The sequence below is a fragment of the Aquipuribacter sp. SD81 genome (assembly GCF_037153975.1).
Lineage (GTDB): Bacteria > Actinomycetota > Actinomycetes > Actinomycetales > JBBAYJ01 > Aquipuribacter.
Map to the genome: position 1 here is coordinate 89,683 of NZ_JBBAYJ010000014.1, position 16,325 is coordinate 106,007.

The window sequence follows — 16,325 nt, forward strand, 5'->3', positions numbered from 1 at the left end:
GTACCGTCTGGGCGTGCCCATCGTCACCGCCCGCGACGTCGCCGCACCCGCCGCCCGCGTCCACGACCTGCTCACCGACGTCGACGCCTGGCGGCTGTGGAGCCCGCACGTGGTGTCGGTGGAGCCGCTCGGCGGCTCCTCGCCGCAGCGTGTGGGCGACGGCTGGCGCGGACGGGTGCGGCCGTTCTTCGGGCCCGCGACGACGATGGCCGTCACCGAGGTGCGCCCGGACGGCGGGTACTCGTGGGCGACCCGGGCACTGTGGCACCGACTCGTCTACGACCTGGTGGTCGAGCCGGTCGGCGAGTCCGACTGCCGGCTGTCGTTCGGGGCGCGGGTGCACGGGCCGCTGGGTCCGGTGCTCGAGCGTGTCGTCGGTCGGCTGTCGGCCTTCGGGCAGCGCCGCCGGGCCGAGCGCCTGGCGCTGCTCGCCGAGGGCTGGCAGCGCGTCGGCGCCTGACAGCGCCTGAGCGCCTGAGAGCGCCTGACGAGCAGCACTCACGACGCGCGCCGCCTCACTCCCCCGCGGCCTGCCGCGCCCGGTAGGCCGCGACGTTGGCGCGGTTGCCGCAGCCGGCGTCGCAGTAGCGCCGCGACCGGTTCTTCGACAGGTCGACGTGGAGATTGTCGCAGTCCTCGGCCGAGCAGACCTTGAGCCGGGCGGTCTCGCCGCTGCGGACGACGTCGACGAGCGCCATCGCCGCCTCCACAGCGATGCGCGTGCCGAGCGGCTGCTCGGCCTCGGTCGCGTGCAGGTGCCAGTCCCAGCCGTCGTGCCGCACCAGGCGGGGACGGGCGCCCCCGTCGGCCAGGAGCCGGTTGACTCCCGCCACCAGCTCCTCGTCGTCCTCGGTCGTCCACAGCCGCCGCAGCTCCTCGCGGAGCGCCCGCACCTCCGCGAGCTCCGCCTCGACCGCACCCGTGCCGGACGCCCGGCCGCCGGTGAAGCGCCACTCGGCCACGAAGGCGTCGAGGTCGGCCGGGTCCTCGAGCCGGTCGGTGTCCTCCGACGCCGCCTCCGCCCCCAGGCCGAGCGTGTTGACGAGCGCCGCCGCCGACAGCAGGGCCTCCTCGGCGTCATGGGCGAAGACCATTTTGCTCCTGACGTCTGCGGCTGTACCGTAACTAGCGTCGCTTAGTTTACCTCTTACAGCGGGAGACGCCGTGTCCGTCACCACCACCCTCCGGCCGCCGGCCACCAACGCGACGGCGTTCGTGCCGAGCCTCGGCATCGCGCTGGCGTCGGCGGCGGCGTTCGGCAGCTCCGGGCCGTTCGCCAAGTCGCTGCTGGAGGCCGGGTGGAGCCCGGGCGCGGCGGTCACCGCCCGCATCGGCATCGCGGCCCTCGTCCTGCTGCCCGTCGCCCTCGTCATGCTCCGCGGCCGCTGGCACCTGCTGCGCCGCAACGCCGGCCTGCTCATCGCGTACGGCGTCGTCGCCGTGGCCGCCGTGCAGCTCGCCTTCTTCAGCGCGGTGCAGACGCTGTCGGTCGGGGTCGCGCTCCTGCTGGAGTACCTCGGCGTCGTGCTCGTCGTCCTGTGGCTGTGGCTGCGGCACGGGCAGCGGCCGCGCCGGTGGACCGTCGCAGGCATCGCCCTCGCGGTCGCCGGGCTCGTGCTCGTCCTCGACGTGCTCGGCGGCATGCGCGTCGACGGCGTCGGCGTGCTGTGGGCGCTCGGTGCCGCCGTCGGCCTCGCGGCGTACTTCGTGCTCTCGGCCCGGGACGACACGGGGCTGCCGCCGCTCGTCATGGCCACCGGCGGGCTGGTCGTGGGCGCCCTGGCGCTCGGCGTCGCGGGCCTCGTCGGCGTCGTCCCCATGACCGTCACCGCCGCCGACGTCGACCTCGCGGGTCTCACCCTGCCGTGGTGGGTGCCGGTGGCGACCCTCAGCCTCGTCGCGGCCGCCTTCGCCTACGCCTCGGGGGTGAGCGCCACCCGACCGCTGGGCTCGAAGGTCGCGGGCTTCGTCGGCCTGACGGAGGTGCTCTTCAGCCTGCTGTTCGCGTGGCTGCTGCTCGGGGAGCTGCCGCTGCCGGTACAGCTGCTCGGCGGCGTGCTCGTCGTGGCCGGGGTCGTCGCCGTCCGCTACGACGAGCTGACGGCGCCCCGCGAGCCCGACCCGGCGCCGTCGCTCACACCGGAGGCCCCCGCTCCGCCACGCTGAGGCCGTGCCCGCCGCCCGCTCGCCGCTCCCCTGGGTCGCTCTCGGCGTCGTCGCGGTCCTGCTGGTCGCCGGCGACCGCTACGGCTTCCACCGCGACGAGCTCTACCTCGTCGAGGCGGGACGGCACCCGGACCTGGCGTACCCCGACCAGCCCGCGCCCGTGCCGCTGCTGGCGGCCTGGTGGTACGACCTGAGCGGCGGCGACCTGCGCTGGTTCCGCCTCCTGCCCGCCCTCGCCGCGGGCGTCGTGGTGCTCGCGGCCGGGCTCACGGCGCGCGAGCTCGGCGGCGACCGGCGGGACCAGACGTGGACGGCGCTCGTGGTGGGGACCGCGACGACGCTCCTCGTGGCCGGGCACCTGTTCGGCACGACCGTGTTCGACATGGCGCTCACCGCCGTGACGGTCTGGCTGCTCCTGCGGGCGGTGCGTCGCGGCCGCGACCCCGGGGCGTGGGCGCTGGCCGGCGCCTCGGCCGGGGCGGCGCTCGCCGTCAAGACCCTGCCCCTGCTCGTGCTCGGCTGCTGCCTGCTCGCCCTCCTGCTCGTCGGCCCGCGGACGGCGCTGCGCAGCCCGTGGCCGTGGCTCGCCACCGGGCTGGCCTGCCTCGGGCTCGTGCCGAGCCTGCTGTGGCAGGCGACGAACGGCTGGCCGCAGCTCGACATGGCCGCGTCCATCGGCGGTGGCGGCTCCGGCACGTCCACCGACCGGTGGCTGCTGCCCCTGCTGCTGCCGACGCTGACCGGGGCGACCTTCGTCCTCGTCGTGGTGGGGGCGGTCGCCCTGTGGCGCGACCGGTCGCTGCGCTGGCTCGCGGTCGCGGCGGTGCTGCTCGTCGGCGCGCTCGTCGCGACCGGTGGCAAGCCCTACTACGCCTTCGGCCTCGTCCCGGTGCTCGTGGCGGCGGGGGTCGCGACCGCGCGCCGCTGGGCCGGAACGCGTCGCGCCCGGCGCGGGCTGCTGGTCGGTCTCGTCGGGCTCAACGCCGGGGTCAGCGCCGTCCTCGCGCTGCCGCTGCTGCCCGCCTCCCGGGCCCCGGTCGACGTCGTCTACGACCACGGCGAGCAGGTCGGCTGGCCCGAGTACGTCGACACGGTCGCCGCCGCGGCGGCCGAGGGCGAGGCCCAGCTCGTCCTCACCGGCAACTACGGCCAGGCCGGTGCGCTCGACCTCGCGCGGCGGCAGGGTGTGACCCTCCCACCCGTCGCGAGCGGCCACGTGGGGTACTGGCACTGGAGCCGTCCGGAGGGCGAGCCGTCGCGCGTGCTCGTCGTCGGCCTCGACGACGCGGCGGGACGGCTCTTCGGGCGCTGCGACGTGGTCGCGACCGTCGACAACGCCGCCGGCCTCGACAACGACGAGCGCGGCACGACCCTGCGCATGTGCTCGGGTCCGACGACGGACTGGGACGCGCTGTGGCCGCGCCTGCGCCGAACCGGCTGAGCGGCTGCCTACCGTTCCCGGGTGACCCGCTACGACCGCTACGGCACCGACGTGCTCGCCACCGCCCGCCGCCCCGGCCGCCCCGCCGCCGTGGAGACCGTCGCCGCCGAGGCCGGGCTCGTCGTGGAGACCGACGACGGCGCGTGGGTGGGCGCGGTGGTGCGCGTGGAGAAGTCCGGTGGCATGCACGTCGTCGTGCTCGAGGACCGGCGCGGCCGGACCCGCACGTTCCCGCTGGGCCCCGGCTTCCTGCTCGACGGCCGGCCGGTGACGCTGGCCCGTCCGGCCCCCTCCCGCGGTCCTGCCCCGACCGGCCGGACGGCGTCCGGGTCGGTCTCGGTGTCGGGCGCCCGCGCCCGGGTCGCCCGCGCGAGCCGCATCCTCGTCGAGGGCGTCCACGACGCCGAGCTCGTCGAGAAGGTCTGGGGCGAGGACCTGCGGGTGGAGGGCGTGGTCGTGGAGCCGCTGCACGGCGTCGACGACCTCGCGGCGGCGCTGCGGGGCTTCTCCCCCGGCGAGGGCCGACGCATCGGTGTGCTCGTCGACCACCTCGTCGCCGGGTCGAAGGAATGGCGCGAGGCGGAGGCGGTCGCCCGTAGCGCGGCGCTGCGCCGGCACGTGCTCGTCGTGGGGCACCCGTACGTGGACGTGTGGCAGGCGGTGAGGCCGGAGCGTCTCGGCCTGGACCGCTGGCCCGACGTGCCGCGCGGCCGGCCGTGGAAGGAGGGCGTGCTCGCCCACCTCGGCTGGCCGCACGAGACGGCTGCGGACGTCGGGCTCGGGTGGAAGCGGATCCTCGGCCGGGTCCGGTCCTGGACCGACCTCGAACCAGCGCTGCTCGGGCGGGTCGAGGAGCTCATCGACTTCGTGACCGGTGACGCCGCGGACCGCTGAGTCGCTCTTGTGTTCTACGTATAGGTGTACGTATAGTCAGACCATGGCTAGCATGGTCCCGTGCCGAACAAGACGATCTACGTCTCGGACGCCGACCTGCCCGTCTACGCCCGCGCGCAGGAGGTCGCCGGCGGCAACCTCTCCCGGGCGATCAGCGAGGCCCTGCGCCGCTACGTCGAGCACCACGACGCGCTCGACGGTGGCTACGAGGAGGTCACCGTCCGCGTCGGCACGGGCAAGGGCCGCACGCAGCGCTTCCTCGGCGTGCTGCTCGCCGAGACCCAGCACTCGGGCGGGGAGGGCACGGAGCACATCAGCGTCTACCGGACGCGCGCCGGCCGCTACGCCGTCCACCACGAGCGCTCCGCCGTGCACACGTGGACCGCCGGCAAGGACGGCACCGCCACCGGCTGGCGCAAGCACCTGAGCGCCGACCAGCAGCACACGACCACCCCGGCGAGCGCCACGCTCACCGTCGTCGACGACCGTGACGCCCTCGCCCCTCTCGTCCCCGCCCAGATGTACGAGCTCGTCACGGCGACCGACGAGGTCCCCGTCGTGGAGGACCTCGACATCTGAGGCGCACCGCAGCGCCCCTCGCACTCCCCCGGCCGTCGTGCCGTCGTGCCGTCGTGCCGTCGCGCCGTCGCGCCGTCGTGCCGTCGCGCCGTCGCACCGTCGCGCCGTCGCGCCGGCGCGCCACGCCCCCTCACCCAGGAGCAGCCATGCCCGACCCAGCCGTCCACGTCCGTGGCCTCGAGAAGTCCTACGGCGACCTGCACGTCCTGCGCGGCGTCGACCTCGACGTCGAGCGCGGCAGCATCCTCGCCCTGCTCGGCGCGAACGGCGCCGGCAAGACGACCCTCGTGCGCATCCTCGCCACGCTGCTGCGCGCCGACGCCGGACGGGCCGTGGTCGCCGGCCACGACGTCGCCGCCGACCCGCGTGCCGTCCGGCGTGCGATCGCCCTCACCGGCCAGTTCGCCGCGGTCGACGGGGTCCTCACCGGCCGCGAGAACCTCGCTCTGGTCGCGAGGCTGCGACGGGTGCCGGACGCTGCGGCCACCGCCGACGCCCTGCTCGAGCGGTTCTCCCTCACCGACGCCGCCGACCGACGCGTCGCCACGTGGTCCGGCGGCATGCGCCGCCGCCTCGACCTCGCGATGAGCCTCGTCGGCAGCCCGTCCGTCGTCGTGCTCGACGAGCCCACGACGGGCCTGGACCCGCAGGCGCGCCTGGAGGTGTGGGACGCGGTCCGCGAGCTCGCCCGCGCGGGCACGACCGTCCTGCTCACCACCCAGTACCTCGAGGAGGCCGAGCAGCTCGCCCACCGCGTCGCGATCCTCCACACCGGTCGCGTCGTCGCCGAGGGCACCGTCGCCGAGCTCAAGCGGCTGCTGCCGGCGCCGCGGGTCGAGTACGTCGAGCAGCAGCCGAGCCTCGAGGAGATCTTCCTCGCCGTCACCCACAGCTGAGAGGAACCACCATGACCGAGTCCCTCCTCGACACGTCCCTGCTGCTGGGACGGTCGCTGCGCCACGTCGCCCGCAGCCTCGACACCGTCATCACGACGGCGCTCATGCCCGTCGCGTTCCTGCTGCTCTTCGTCTACGTGTTCGGCGGGGCCATCGACACCGGCGGCGTCCGCTACGTCGACTACCTGCTGCCGGGCATCCTCGTCATCACCATCGCGACCGGGATCTCCTACACCGCATACCGGCTCTTCCTCGACCTGAGCGGCGGCCTCGTCGAGCGGTTCCGCTCCCTGCCGATCTCGCGCGCCGCCGTCCTGTGGGCCCACGTGCTGACGTCCGTCGTGGCGACGAGCGCCTCGCTCGTGCTGGTCGTGGCCGTGGCGCTTGTCATGGGGTTCCGGCCCGAGGCGGGCGTGGGCGGCTGGCTGGCCGTCGTCGGCCTGCTCGGCCTCCTGACGCTCGCGCTCAGCTGGCTCGCGGTCGTGCCCGGCCTGCTCGCGAGCACCGCCGAGGGCGCGGGCGCGTTCTCCTACCCGCTCATCCTCCTGCCGTTCGTCTCCTCGGCCTTCGTGCCGACGGACACCATGCCGACGCCCGTCCGTGTGTTCGCCGAGAACCAGCCCGTGACCGCGATCGTCGACGCGGTGCGCGCCCTGCTGGCCGGTCAGCCCGTCGAGGCCGACGTGTGGGTCGCGGTCGCGTGGTGCGCCGTGCTCCTCGTCGTCGCGTACGCGGCGGCGCTGCTCGTGCAGCGACGACGGCTCGGGTGAGCCCGGGCTAGCGTCGACCTGTGACGTTCACCGGCTTCGGCGAGGACCTGCCGCTGTTCTTCGAGGGCCTGGAGGCGGACAACTCCAAGAGCTACTGGGCCGACCACCGGGGCCTGTACGAGGAGCAGGTGCGAGGCCCGATGCTCGCCCTGCTGGCGGGCCTCGAACCGGAGTTCGGCGAGGCGAAGGTCTTCCGGCCCTACCGCGACGTGCGCTTCAGCGCCGACAAGTCCCCGTACAAGACCCACACCGGCGCCCACACGCACGGCCGGCGCGGCGGGACCGGCTCGCTGTACGTGCAGGTCTCCGCCGACGGCCTCATGGTGGCGGGCGGCTGCTGGACGATGGAGCGCGACCAGCTCGCCCGGTACCGGGCCGCCGCCCTCGACGACGGCACCGGCCGGGCGCTCAGCCGGGTCGTCTCGCCGCTGCGCGAGGACGGCTGGGCGCCCGGGGCGCACGAGTCGCTCAAGCGGGCCCCGCGTGGCGTCGACCCCGAGCACCCGCGGGTCGAGCTGCTGCGACTCAAGGGCATGGGGCTGTTCCGCGAGCACGACGTCGAGCCGTGGCTGTTCACCGCCGAGGCGCGCGACGTCGTAGCCGACGCGTGGCGCTCGCTCGCACCGCTCAACCGGTGGCTCGACCGTCACGTCGGCCCGCACGTGCCCGAGGCGACCGACCGCGACGAGGCGCGGCGGCGCTGACGGGCGGGCCACCGACCCACGGGTGGCCCTCAGGGTCAGGGCCGGGCCGGACGGTGGGTCACCGTCTCGCCTACCGTCGCGGGGGTGAGCACCCCCGGACGACCGGACGAGGGCGGGACGGCGGTCCGGGACCGGGACGCCGTACGCGCCGCCCGGCGTGACGGCGTCGGTCTCGGCCTGCTCGGCGTGTACGGCGTCAGCTTCGGCGCCGTGGCCGTCGCGTCCGGGCTCGCACCGTGGCAGGCGGTCGTTCTGAGCGCGGTCGGCTTCACGGGCGGGTCGCAGTTCGCGCTCGCGGCGGTCGCGGCCGCGGGCGGCGCCCCGGTCACGGGGCTCGCGTCGGCGTGGCTGCTCGGGGTGCGCAACGCGCTGTACGCGGTCCGCCTCACCGACGTGCTGCCCCGCCGGCTCCTGCCCCGCGCCCTCGCCGCCCACCTCGTCATCGACGAGACGACCGCGATGGCCGTGCGGCACGAGCCGCACGGGCTGCCTGCGGCCCGCGCCGCGTTCTGGACCACCGGGCTCATGCTCTTCGCCACGTGGAACACCACGACGGTGCTCGGCGCCTTCGGCGTCCAGGCGCTCGGCGACCCCGACACCTTCGGCCTCGACGCCGCCGCGCCCGCCGCCTTCCTCGCCCTGCTGTGGCCGTACCTGCGTGAGCGCCGGACCGCGCTCGTCGCGGGCCTGGCGGTGGTCGTGGCGCTGCTGCTGTCGTTCGTCGCCCCGGCCGGGGTACCCGTGCTCGCCGGAGGTGCGGTGGCGCTGCTCGGCCTGTCACCGCGGCTGCGCCCCGAGACGGCGGTCGCGCCGGAGGCGGCCGACGCGTCGACGGGCGAGGAGGTGCGCCCGTGAGCTGGCTGACCGTGTGGGTGTGCGCGGTCGGGCTCCTGGTGCAGAAGGTCGCCGGCGCCTTCGTGCCGCGCACGTGGGTGCAGGACCCCCGGGTCCGCGGGGTGCTCGCGCTGCTGCCCGTCGCGATGTTCGCCGCGCTCACCCTCACGCAGGTCGCGGGCGGCGGCGACGGCCTCGTGCTCGACCTGCGTCTGGTCGGGCTGGGCGCCGCCGCGGTGTGTCTGCTGCTGCGCGCGCCCTTCCTCGTCGTGGTCGTCGTGGGCGCGGCCGCGACCGCCGTCGTGCGGCTGGTGCTCTGACCGGTCCCCTTCGGCGGGCGCGTCCTGCAGATGTCGGTCGTGCACGACCATCGGGGCGGTACCCCTGCGCGGCGTCGGCTCGGACACGACTGTGTCGTGGGCGACTGTGTCGCGCGCGACTCAGTCGTGCACGAGCGGCTTGCCGCACCACTTGCCCACAGCACGGTCGCGCACGACACAGTCGCGTCCCAGCGACCAGCCGCACCACCCGCACCAGTCGCACCACCCGCCCCCAGGACGGTCGCGCACGACACAGTCGCGTCCCAACGACCAGCCGCACCACCCGCCCCCAGCACGGTCGCGCACGACACAGTCGTGCCGAGCGTGAGACGGCCCTCGCGGCGCGGCGGCCGGGTCAGCCGGCCAGGGCCTCCGCGGTCGCGACCCGCTCGGCGGGCGTGGGGTGGCTGCCGAACCACCACTGGAGCACCCCCGGCGGCGAGGGGTCGGACCGGTTCGCGAGCGTGAGGGTGCGGATCATGTCGGCGTACGCGCCCGGGTCGCCGGTGAGTGCGACCGCGCCCGCGTCGGCGGCGCGCTCCACCTGCCGGCTGACCAGCGCCTCGGCCGGGCCGGCGACGACCGGCGCGAGGAGCACGACCAGCACGACCGCGCCCGCGGCCGCCGGGGAGCCGACCGACGTGCCCCGCCGCGACGACCACGCGACGGCGCCGGTGCCGAGCACGAGCACGCCGGCGGCGACCCCGAGCGCACCGAGCGTCGTGCCGCGCACGAGGTCCTCGCTCGCGGCGTGCGACACCTCGTGCGCCACGACCGCCCGGACGTCGTCCTGACCGAACCCGTCGACGAGGGTGTCCTGCAGCACCAGCCGGCGCGTCGGACCCAGCCCCGACACGTAGGCGTTGAGCGTCGTGGTGCGCGTGGACGCGTCGGAGACGAGCACATCGCTGACGGGCGCGCCCGCCTCGCTCGCCAGCCGCTCGACGTCGACCCGCAGCGGGCCGTCCGGCAGCTCGGTGAAGCTGGCGAAGCGGCCCTCGACGACGACGGGCCAGACCAGCGACGCCACGACGACGAAGACCGCACCCGCGGCCGCCGCCACCGCGGGCCACCAGCGGGGAAGCCGGCGGGCGAGCAGGACGACCACGACGACCGCCAGCACCGTCGGCACCGTCTCCAGCAGCCAGCCCTGCGCGAGGTCGCGGGCGAAGACGGCCGCCGGGCGCACCGACAGCCCCTCCGCGAGCCGCACCTGCTCCGACCAGACGGCGAAGGGCAGCCGCACGAGCTCGACCCCCACGCACACGAGCAGCGCGGTGACGGCGACCTGCAGCGCCGTGCCGGGGACGCGGGACCGGGCGCGGGCCAGGGCCCGCCGTCCCGGTCCGCTCGCGACGAGCCCGACGGCCGCGAGCGTCGTGGCGGCGAGGGCGAGCAGGGACGGCACCCGCAGCCGCGTCACGAGCCGCTCGGCGTCCGCGACCGCGGCCGGGTCGAGGCCCGCCGAGGCGTCCACCGGCCCGGCGGGCGCGGCCGTCCACGGCACGAGCAGCACCGCCGCCACGACGAGCGCGACGACCACGACCGCGGTGAGGGCGAGGAGGCCGCCGGGCACGGCCCGCCCGGGCCGGGCGCTCACCGTGCGGGCCGTCGCGGCCGAGCCGTCCACCGGGCCAGGGTGGCACGGCGGCTCGCCCCGTCCGCCGCCGCGGTCGCTCGGCTCGCCGACCCAGCCGCCCGGCGGTCCGGGCGGGCCGGTCGCCGCCGGCCGGTCAGGAGCCGTCGACCGGTACGACGAGCAGCGGTCGGGCCGCCCCGTCCCGGTCGACGACGAGGCCGACGAGCGCCCCGTCGGGGTCCAGCGCCGCGACGGGCTGCGAGCCGGTGCCCCACGCGGGCAGCCGCTGCCCGTGGCGCAGCCGCCGGGCCGTCGCCTCGTCCACCTCCCGGACGGCGAAGCAGCGCCGCGCGGCGGCGGGCAGGTCGAGGACGGCGGCCGAGAGGCTCTGCCGCGCGCGGTCGACCGCGGCGTCGTCCGCGCCTCGCCCCGGGACCTCGACCGCGTCCCCGAGACCGAACGGGCCGGAGCGGGTCCGGCGCAGCGCCGTCAGGTGACCGCCGACTCCGAGCGCGTCCCCGAGGTCGCGGGCGAGGGCACGCACGTACGTTCCCGCGGACACCTCGGCCACCACGTCGAGGTCGAGGCAGCCCGCCGGCGGCCCGGCCGGGTCGCCCGGCCGGCGCGCGGCGACGACCTCGAGGCGGGACACGGTGACGGGTCGCTCGGGCAGCACCACGTCCTCGCCGCCGCGCACCCGGGCGTAGGAGCGGCGGCCGTCGACCTTGACGGCACTCACCGCCGACGGGCGCTGCAGGATGTCCCCGCGCAGCGCCCCGAGCGCCGACCCGACCGCCTCGTCGGGCAGGCCGGAGGCGTCCGCACCCCCCGTCGCCTCGCCCTCGGCGTCGTCGGTGACGGTCGAGACGCCGAGCCGGACCGTCGCCTCGTACTCCTTGTCGTGCCCGACGAGGTACGTGAGCAGGCGCGTGGCCCAGCCGACGCCGACGACGAGCACCCCCGTCGCCATCGGGTCGAGGGTCCCCGCGTGCCCGACGCGGCGCGTGCCGAGCAGGTACCGGCACCGCCCGACGACGTCGTGGGAGGACCAGCCGGCGGGCTTGTCGACGACGACGACGCCGACCGGCCCGCCCTGGCCGTCCCGCCCGCCCGAGCGCGAGCGCGAGCGGCTCACCCGACCGCCGGCACCGCGACGGCCCGGAGCGCGGCGCCGCCGGCGTCGAGCGCGACCACACGCAGCGGCTCGGTGCCCGGCGGCAGCGGGATCTCGGTCTCGAGGTCCTCCCACGGCACCTCGACGGGCTCGTCCGTCCCGGTCTCGACCCGCCACGTGACCACCTCGGTGGCCCCGTTCCACGACACCGCGAGGCCGCCGGGCGTGCGGACGACGACGGGGTCGGCGACCGGCGTGGCCTCCCAGTCGACGACCTGCGCGCGGTAGCTGGTGGAGCCCATGGTGGCCCGCCACGACTCGGCGTCGTCGGGGTCGTCCGGGCCGTGCCACGTGACGGTGCCGCTGTCGGCGTACGCCAGCAGCCAGCCGCCGTCGGGGTCGGGACGCGCGGAGCTGCCGTACAGCGCGAACAGGTCGTCCGACGACGTGATCTCGCGGACGGTCTTGGCGGTGCCGGCGACCGGGTCCACGTCGAGCACGACCCCGCGCGAGGGGCCGCGCCGGGCGTTGGCGTTGTCGAAGAACGAGATGGTGTCGGCGTCGAGCCAGCGCGCGTCGTGCTGCAGGCTGGGCGGGTCGCCCTCGAGCTCGAGGTACGGGAAGCGCGGTCGCCGCACGCCCTCCTCGTCCCAGGCGGCGCCGCCGCCGCCGATGCCCCACTGGACCGTCGCGGAGCCGCGGTCGACCTGCAGCAGCGAGCTCACGTGGCGCAGCGACACGAGCAGGTCGCCGCGGCGGTCCTCCTCGATGGAGTTGATGTGGGTCGCGTCCAGGCTGCGCCCGCCGACGTCGGCGAGCGACGTGGTGACGTCGAGGTCGTCGAGGGCGTGCCACTCGAAGAGCACGTCGCCGGAGTCGAGGTCGACCTCCTGCACGACCGAGTCGATGACGACACCGTCAGCCGGGCCGTCGACCGAGGTGAGGTCGACCTGCTGCGGCACGTAGCACGTGTAGACCGCGGTGCCGCGGTCGGTGAGCACGAGCTCGTGCAGGTCCGGCTCGTAGCCGTTCTCGCCCTCGAGGGAGTACAGCTCCTCGTAGCCGTCGTCGACCACGACGAAGCGGCCGCGGAAGGCGCCCTGCACCTCCAGCGACTCCCCCTCGAACCACGTGAGGACGGGCTCGCCGTCGAGCAGCTGGACGGCCGCGTTCTCGGTGCCGTCCGCGGAGCCCTCGCGTGCGGCGCTGCTGAACACGAGCCCGCCGTCGGGCCGCAGCAGCACGACCTGGTCGGCCACCCCCTCGCCATTCTCCCCCGCCGTGGCGAGCACGAGCCCGTCCGGGCCCGCGCCGGCACCGTCGGCGACCTGCACGTCGGCGACGCCGAGGTCGGGCAGGGTCTCGAGGTCGCGCGGGGGGCGGTGGGTGCCGTCGGGCGCGGGCGCGCCGCCCTCCCCGCCGCCGAGCTCGACCGGCGTCATGACGCCGAGGTCGAAGGTCCCGTCGTCCGACGCGCCGACCACGGTGGCGTCGGTGCGGACCGTCACGGTCTCGCCGGCCTCGAACTCCTCGTCGGGCACGAACGTCGCACCGCCGCCGTCGGGGTGCGCCCGCAGGCTCCCGGGGTGCGCCCCGCTGTCGGAGCCGGTGACGGACACCTCCCCGAGGGACTGCACCGTCGCCCCGCGGAAGGAGATGGTCGTCTCGGGGTGCACGTGGCCGGCACCGGCGCGCGGGTACACCCACGCGCTCGTGGCGGCGTCGGCGGCGAGACGCTCGGGGCGCGGCCCCTGGCCGACGCTCAGCGTGCAGCCGGCGAGGGCGACGGCGCCGGCCAGCGGCAGCAGCAGGGCCGCCGCCCGCGGCCGGTGGCGGGAGGGACTGGGTCGCACGCCGCTCACCGTAGTGGGGACGGCCGGGCCGTCACGGCGGGCGCGGTGGCGCGCCCGCTGCCGGGACCGTCAGAGACGCTCGTCGGCCCGGTCGTCCGCCTCGTCGTCCGGCTCGTCGTCCGGCCCGTCGTCCGGCCCCTCGAGCTCGTCGTCCGGCCCCTCGAGCCTGTCGGCCGTCTCCTCGGCCTCGCGCGGCTGCCGGTAGGGGTCGGCCTCGCCGGCCGGCTGGGCACCCACCGCCGCCGCGGCGATCTCGGCGTCACGGGCGCGCGCGGCCGCGAGGGCGTCGTCGATACGGCTGGCCGCCTCGGGCACGGCGTCGAGCACGAACTCCAGCGTCGGGGTGAGCCGCACCTGCGTCTGCCGGCCCACCTCGTTGCGCAGGACGCCCTTCGCCGACTCCAGCGCAGCCGCGGTCGCGGCCTTCTGCTCGTCGTCGCCGTAGACCGTCCAGAACACGGTGGCGTGCTGCAGGTCGTTGGTGACGCGGGCGTCGGTCACCGTGACGAAGCCCAGCCGGGGGTCCTTGATCCTCTTGTCGAGCGTCTCCGCGACGACCACCTTGATGCGGTCCGCGAGCCGCCTCGCGCGTGCCGGGTCGGCCATGTCCCTCTCCTCGTCTCGTACGGGTGTGTGCCCCGACGACGACGGCGCCGCCGGGTTCCCCCGAACGGCGCCGTCGTGCGGTGCGTCAGTCGCGCGGCTTCTCGCGCATCTCGAACGTCTCGATGACGTCGTCGACGCGGATGTCGTTGAACGACCCCAGGCCGACACCGCACTCGTAGCCCTCGCGGACCTCGGTGGCGTCGTCCTTGAACCGGCGCAGCGACTCGATCTTGAGGTCCTGGTTGACCACGACCCCGTCGCGGATGAGACGCGCCTTGGCGTTGCGGCGGATGAGGCCGTCCCGCACGATGCAGCCCGCGATGTTGCCGAACTTGGAGGAGCGGAACACCTCGCGCACCTCGGCGTTGCCGAGCTGCACCTCCTCGAACTCCGGCTTGAGCATGCCCTTCATCGCGTTCTCGACGTCCTCGATCGCCCCGTAGATCACGGAGTAGTACCGGATGTCGACGCCCTCGCGGTCGGCCAGCTGGGTCGCCGGGCCGTCCGGTCGGACGTTGAAGCCGATGACGATCGCGTTCGACGCGCTCGCGAGCATGATGTTGGTGCGGGTGATGGCGCCCACGCCGCGGTCGATGACGCGCAGCTGCACGTCGTCGCCCACGTCGAGCTGCATGAGGGACTCCTCGAGCGCCTCGACCGAGCCGGAGACGTCGCCCTTGAGGATGAGGTTGAGCGTCTCGACCTTGCCGGCCTGCAGCTGCTGGGTGAAGTCCTCGAGCGTGATCCGCTTGCGGGCCTTGGCCAGGGCCGCGTTGCGCTCGACGGCCTCGCGCTTCTCGGCGATCTGACGGGCGGTCCGGTCGTCGGGCGCCACCAGGAAGGTGTCGCCCGCGCCCGGGACGCTCGTCAGGCCCAGCACCTGCACCGGACGGGCGGGAAGCGCCTCGTCCAGGGAGTTGCCGTGCTCGTCGAACATCGCCCGCACGCGCCCGTAGGCGGTCCCGGCGACGATCGCGTCGCCGACGTGGAGCGTGCCCTGCTGCACGAGGACGGTCGCGACCGGGCCGCGGCCCTTGTCGAGGTTCGCCTCGATCGAGATGCCGCGCGCGTCGGTGTCGGGCGCCGCCCGCAGCTCCAGCGCGGCGTCCGCGGTGAGGATGACGGCCTCGAGCAGGTCGTCGATGCCGAGGCGCTGCAGCGCCGACACCTCGACGAACATCGTGTCGCCGCCGTAGTCCTCGGACACGAGGCCGTACTCGGCGAGCTGGCCCTTGACCTTGTCCGGGTTGGCGCCCGCCTTGTCGACCTTGTTGACCGCGACCACGATCGGCACGTCCGCCGCCTGGGCGTGGTTGAGCGCCTCGACGGTCTGCGGCATGACGCCGTCGTCGGCGGCCACGACGAGGATCGCGATGTCCGTCACCTTCGCACCACGGGCACGCATGGCCGTGAAGGCCTCGTGACCCGGGGTGTCGATGAAGGTGAGCGGGCGGTCGACGCCCTCGTGGTCGTGGTGCACCTGGTAGGCGCCGATGTGCTGCGTGATGCCACCGGACTCCCCCGCCACCACGTCGGTGGAGCGGACGGCGTCCAGCAACTTCGTCTTGCCGTGGTCGACGTGGCCCATGACCGTGACGACCGGCGGGCGCGGCATGAGCGCCTCGTCGTCGTACGTCTCGTCGAGGTCGATGGCGAAGCCCTCGAGGAGCTCGCGGTCCTCGTCCTCCGGCGAGACGATCTGCACGTCGAAGCCGAGCTCGGTGCCGAGCAGACGGAACGTGTCCTCGTCGAGCGACTGCGTCGCCGTCGCCATCTCACCGAGGCCGAAGAGCACCTTGACGAGCGAGCCGGGGTTCGCGTCGATCTTGTCGGCGAAGTCCGTCAGGGACGAGCCGCGACGCAGCCGGACGATCGTGGTGCCGTCGCCACGGGGGACGTCCACGCCGCCCATCGTGGGCGCGGACATGTTGTCGAACTCCTGGCGCTTCGCCCGCTTCGACTTGCGCGCGCGCACCGGGCGGCCGCCGCCGCGGCCGAAGGCGCCCTGCGTGCCGCCGCGACCGCGGGAGCCCTTGCCGAACCCGCCGCTGCTGGGCAGACGACCGGGACCGCCGGGACCACCGGGACCGCCGCCGGGACCACCGGGGCCGCGACCGCGACCACCGGGACCACCCGGACCACCGGGACGACCACGACCACCGGGACCACCCGGGCCCGGCCGGCTCGCGGCCGGACGGGGCGGCATCATGCCGGGGTTCGGGCGCGGGGGCATGCCCGCCGGGCTGGGGCGGGGACCACCGGGGCCCGCCGCACCACGGCCCTGCGGCCGCGGCATGCCCTGGCTGGGGGCGAAGGGGTTGTTCCCCGGGCGCGCGCCGCCGCCGGGGCGGGGCATGCCCTGGCTCGGGGCGAACGGGTTGTTGCCCGGACGGGCCGGACCGGGTCGGGGACCCGGGCGCTGACCGCCCTGGCCCTGACCACCCTGACCCGGCTGCGCGTCCTGGCCGGTCTCGGCCGGGGCACCCGGCTGCGCGGGCGCAGCCGGACGGGGTGCGGCCGGGCGCGGGGCGCTCGGCGCGGGGGCCGAGGCCGCGGGGGCCGCCGCGGC

Annotated in this window: 16 protein-coding genes; 10 read left to right on the top strand and 6 right to left on the bottom strand. The window is 75.7% G+C overall.

Annotated elements, in window-relative coordinates; translation table 11 throughout:
- The first annotated feature begins 13 nt into the window (after positions 1-13).
- Positions 14-460 (top strand): SRPBCC family protein, encoded by a 447-nt coding sequence (locus WAA21_RS10325; protein ID WP_336922711.1) that lies wholly within the window; start codon positions 14-16, stop codon positions 458-460.
- 55 nt (positions 461-515) lie between these two features.
- Here WAA21_RS10325 and WAA21_RS10330 read toward each other — a convergent pair whose 3' ends face one another.
- Positions 516-1,094, bottom strand: a complete 579-nt coding sequence (locus tag WAA21_RS10330) for a CGNR zinc finger domain-containing protein (RefSeq protein ID WP_336922712.1) — start codon at positions 1,092-1,094, stop codon at positions 516-518.
- A 70-nt stretch (positions 1,095-1,164) separates the two neighbouring features.
- Here WAA21_RS10330 and WAA21_RS10335 point away from each other — a divergent pair, with 70 nt between their 5' ends.
- The 9 genes from WAA21_RS10335 (at position 1,165) to WAA21_RS10375 (ending at position 8,604) form a co-directional block, all read left to right on the top strand.
- Positions 1,165-2,166, top strand: coding sequence for a DMT family transporter (locus WAA21_RS10335; RefSeq protein WP_336922713.1), 1,002 nt, complete (start codon positions 1,165-1,167; stop codon positions 2,164-2,166).
- 4 nt (positions 2,167-2,170) lie between these two features.
- Positions 2,171-3,607, top strand: coding sequence for an ArnT family glycosyltransferase (locus WAA21_RS10340; protein ID WP_336922714.1), 1,437 nt, complete (start codon positions 2,171-2,173; stop codon positions 3,605-3,607).
- A gap of 21 nt (positions 3,608-3,628) precedes the next feature.
- The gene (locus tag WAA21_RS10345) at positions 3,629-4,501 is read left to right on the top strand and encodes a DUF3097 family protein (protein ID WP_336922715.1); all 873 of its coding nucleotides are present in this window, start codon (positions 3,629-3,631) and stop codon (positions 4,499-4,501) included.
- Between the two features lie 60 nt (positions 4,502-4,561).
- Positions 4,562-5,080 (top strand): EXLDI protein, encoded by a 519-nt coding sequence (locus tag WAA21_RS10350; protein ID WP_336922716.1) that lies wholly within the window; start codon positions 4,562-4,564, stop codon positions 5,078-5,080.
- Positions 5,081-5,226: 146 nt separating this feature from the next.
- A complete protein-coding gene (locus WAA21_RS10355; protein WP_336922717.1) occupies positions 5,227-5,976 on the top strand; it encodes an ABC transporter ATP-binding protein in 750 nt (249 codons plus the stop codon).
- Positions 5,977-5,987: 11 nt separating this feature from the next.
- Complete coding sequence (locus WAA21_RS10360) at positions 5,988-6,746, top strand: ABC transporter permease (protein ID WP_336922718.1); 759 nt, start codon at positions 5,988-5,990, stop codon at positions 6,744-6,746.
- A 20-nt stretch (positions 6,747-6,766) separates the two neighbouring features.
- Positions 6,767-7,450: a DUF2461 domain-containing protein gene (locus WAA21_RS10365; protein ID WP_336922719.1), complete on the top strand. Its 684-nt coding sequence runs from the start codon at positions 6,767-6,769 to the stop codon at positions 7,448-7,450.
- 84 nt (positions 7,451-7,534) lie between these two features.
- Entirely contained in the window at positions 7,535-8,305 is a 771-nt protein-coding gene (locus WAA21_RS10370) for an AzlC family ABC transporter permease (RefSeq protein WP_336922720.1), read from the top strand.
- The gene (locus WAA21_RS10375; RefSeq protein WP_336922721.1) at positions 8,302-8,604 is read left to right on the top strand and encodes an AzlD domain-containing protein; all 303 of its coding nucleotides are present in this window, start codon (positions 8,302-8,304) and stop codon (positions 8,602-8,604) included. Before WAA21_RS10370 ends, WAA21_RS10375 begins: the two co-directional genes overlap by 4 nt.
- 355 nt (positions 8,605-8,959) lie before the next feature.
- On the opposite strand, the gene WAA21_RS10380 is transcribed toward WAA21_RS10375, so the two are convergent.
- The 5 genes from WAA21_RS10380 to infB form a co-directional block, all read right to left on the bottom strand.
- Complete coding sequence (locus tag WAA21_RS10380; RefSeq protein WP_336922722.1) at positions 8,960-10,234, bottom strand: M48 family metalloprotease; 1,275 nt, start codon at positions 10,232-10,234, stop codon at positions 8,960-8,962.
- A 103-nt stretch (positions 10,235-10,337) separates the two neighbouring features.
- Complete coding sequence (gene truB / locus WAA21_RS10385; RefSeq protein WP_336922723.1) at positions 10,338-11,318, bottom strand: tRNA pseudouridine(55) synthase TruB; 981 nt, start codon at positions 11,316-11,318, stop codon at positions 10,338-10,340.
- Positions 11,315-13,150 carry an arylsulfotransferase family protein gene (locus WAA21_RS10390; RefSeq protein WP_336922724.1) on the bottom strand — a complete coding sequence of 612 codons (1,836 nt, stop codon included), beginning with the start codon at positions 13,148-13,150 and terminating at the stop codon, positions 11,315-11,317. Before WAA21_RS10390 ends, truB begins: the two co-directional genes overlap by 4 nt.
- 69 nt (positions 13,151-13,219) lie before the next feature.
- Complete coding sequence (gene rbfA, locus WAA21_RS10395; RefSeq protein WP_336922725.1) at positions 13,220-13,756, bottom strand: 30S ribosome-binding factor RbfA; 537 nt, start codon at positions 13,754-13,756, stop codon at positions 13,220-13,222.
- Positions 13,757-13,841: 85 nt separating this feature from the next.
- Positions 13,842-16,325 (bottom strand): translation initiation factor IF-2 (infB, locus tag WAA21_RS10400; protein ID WP_336922726.1); only part of this gene is annotated, 2,484 nt, incomplete at its 5' end.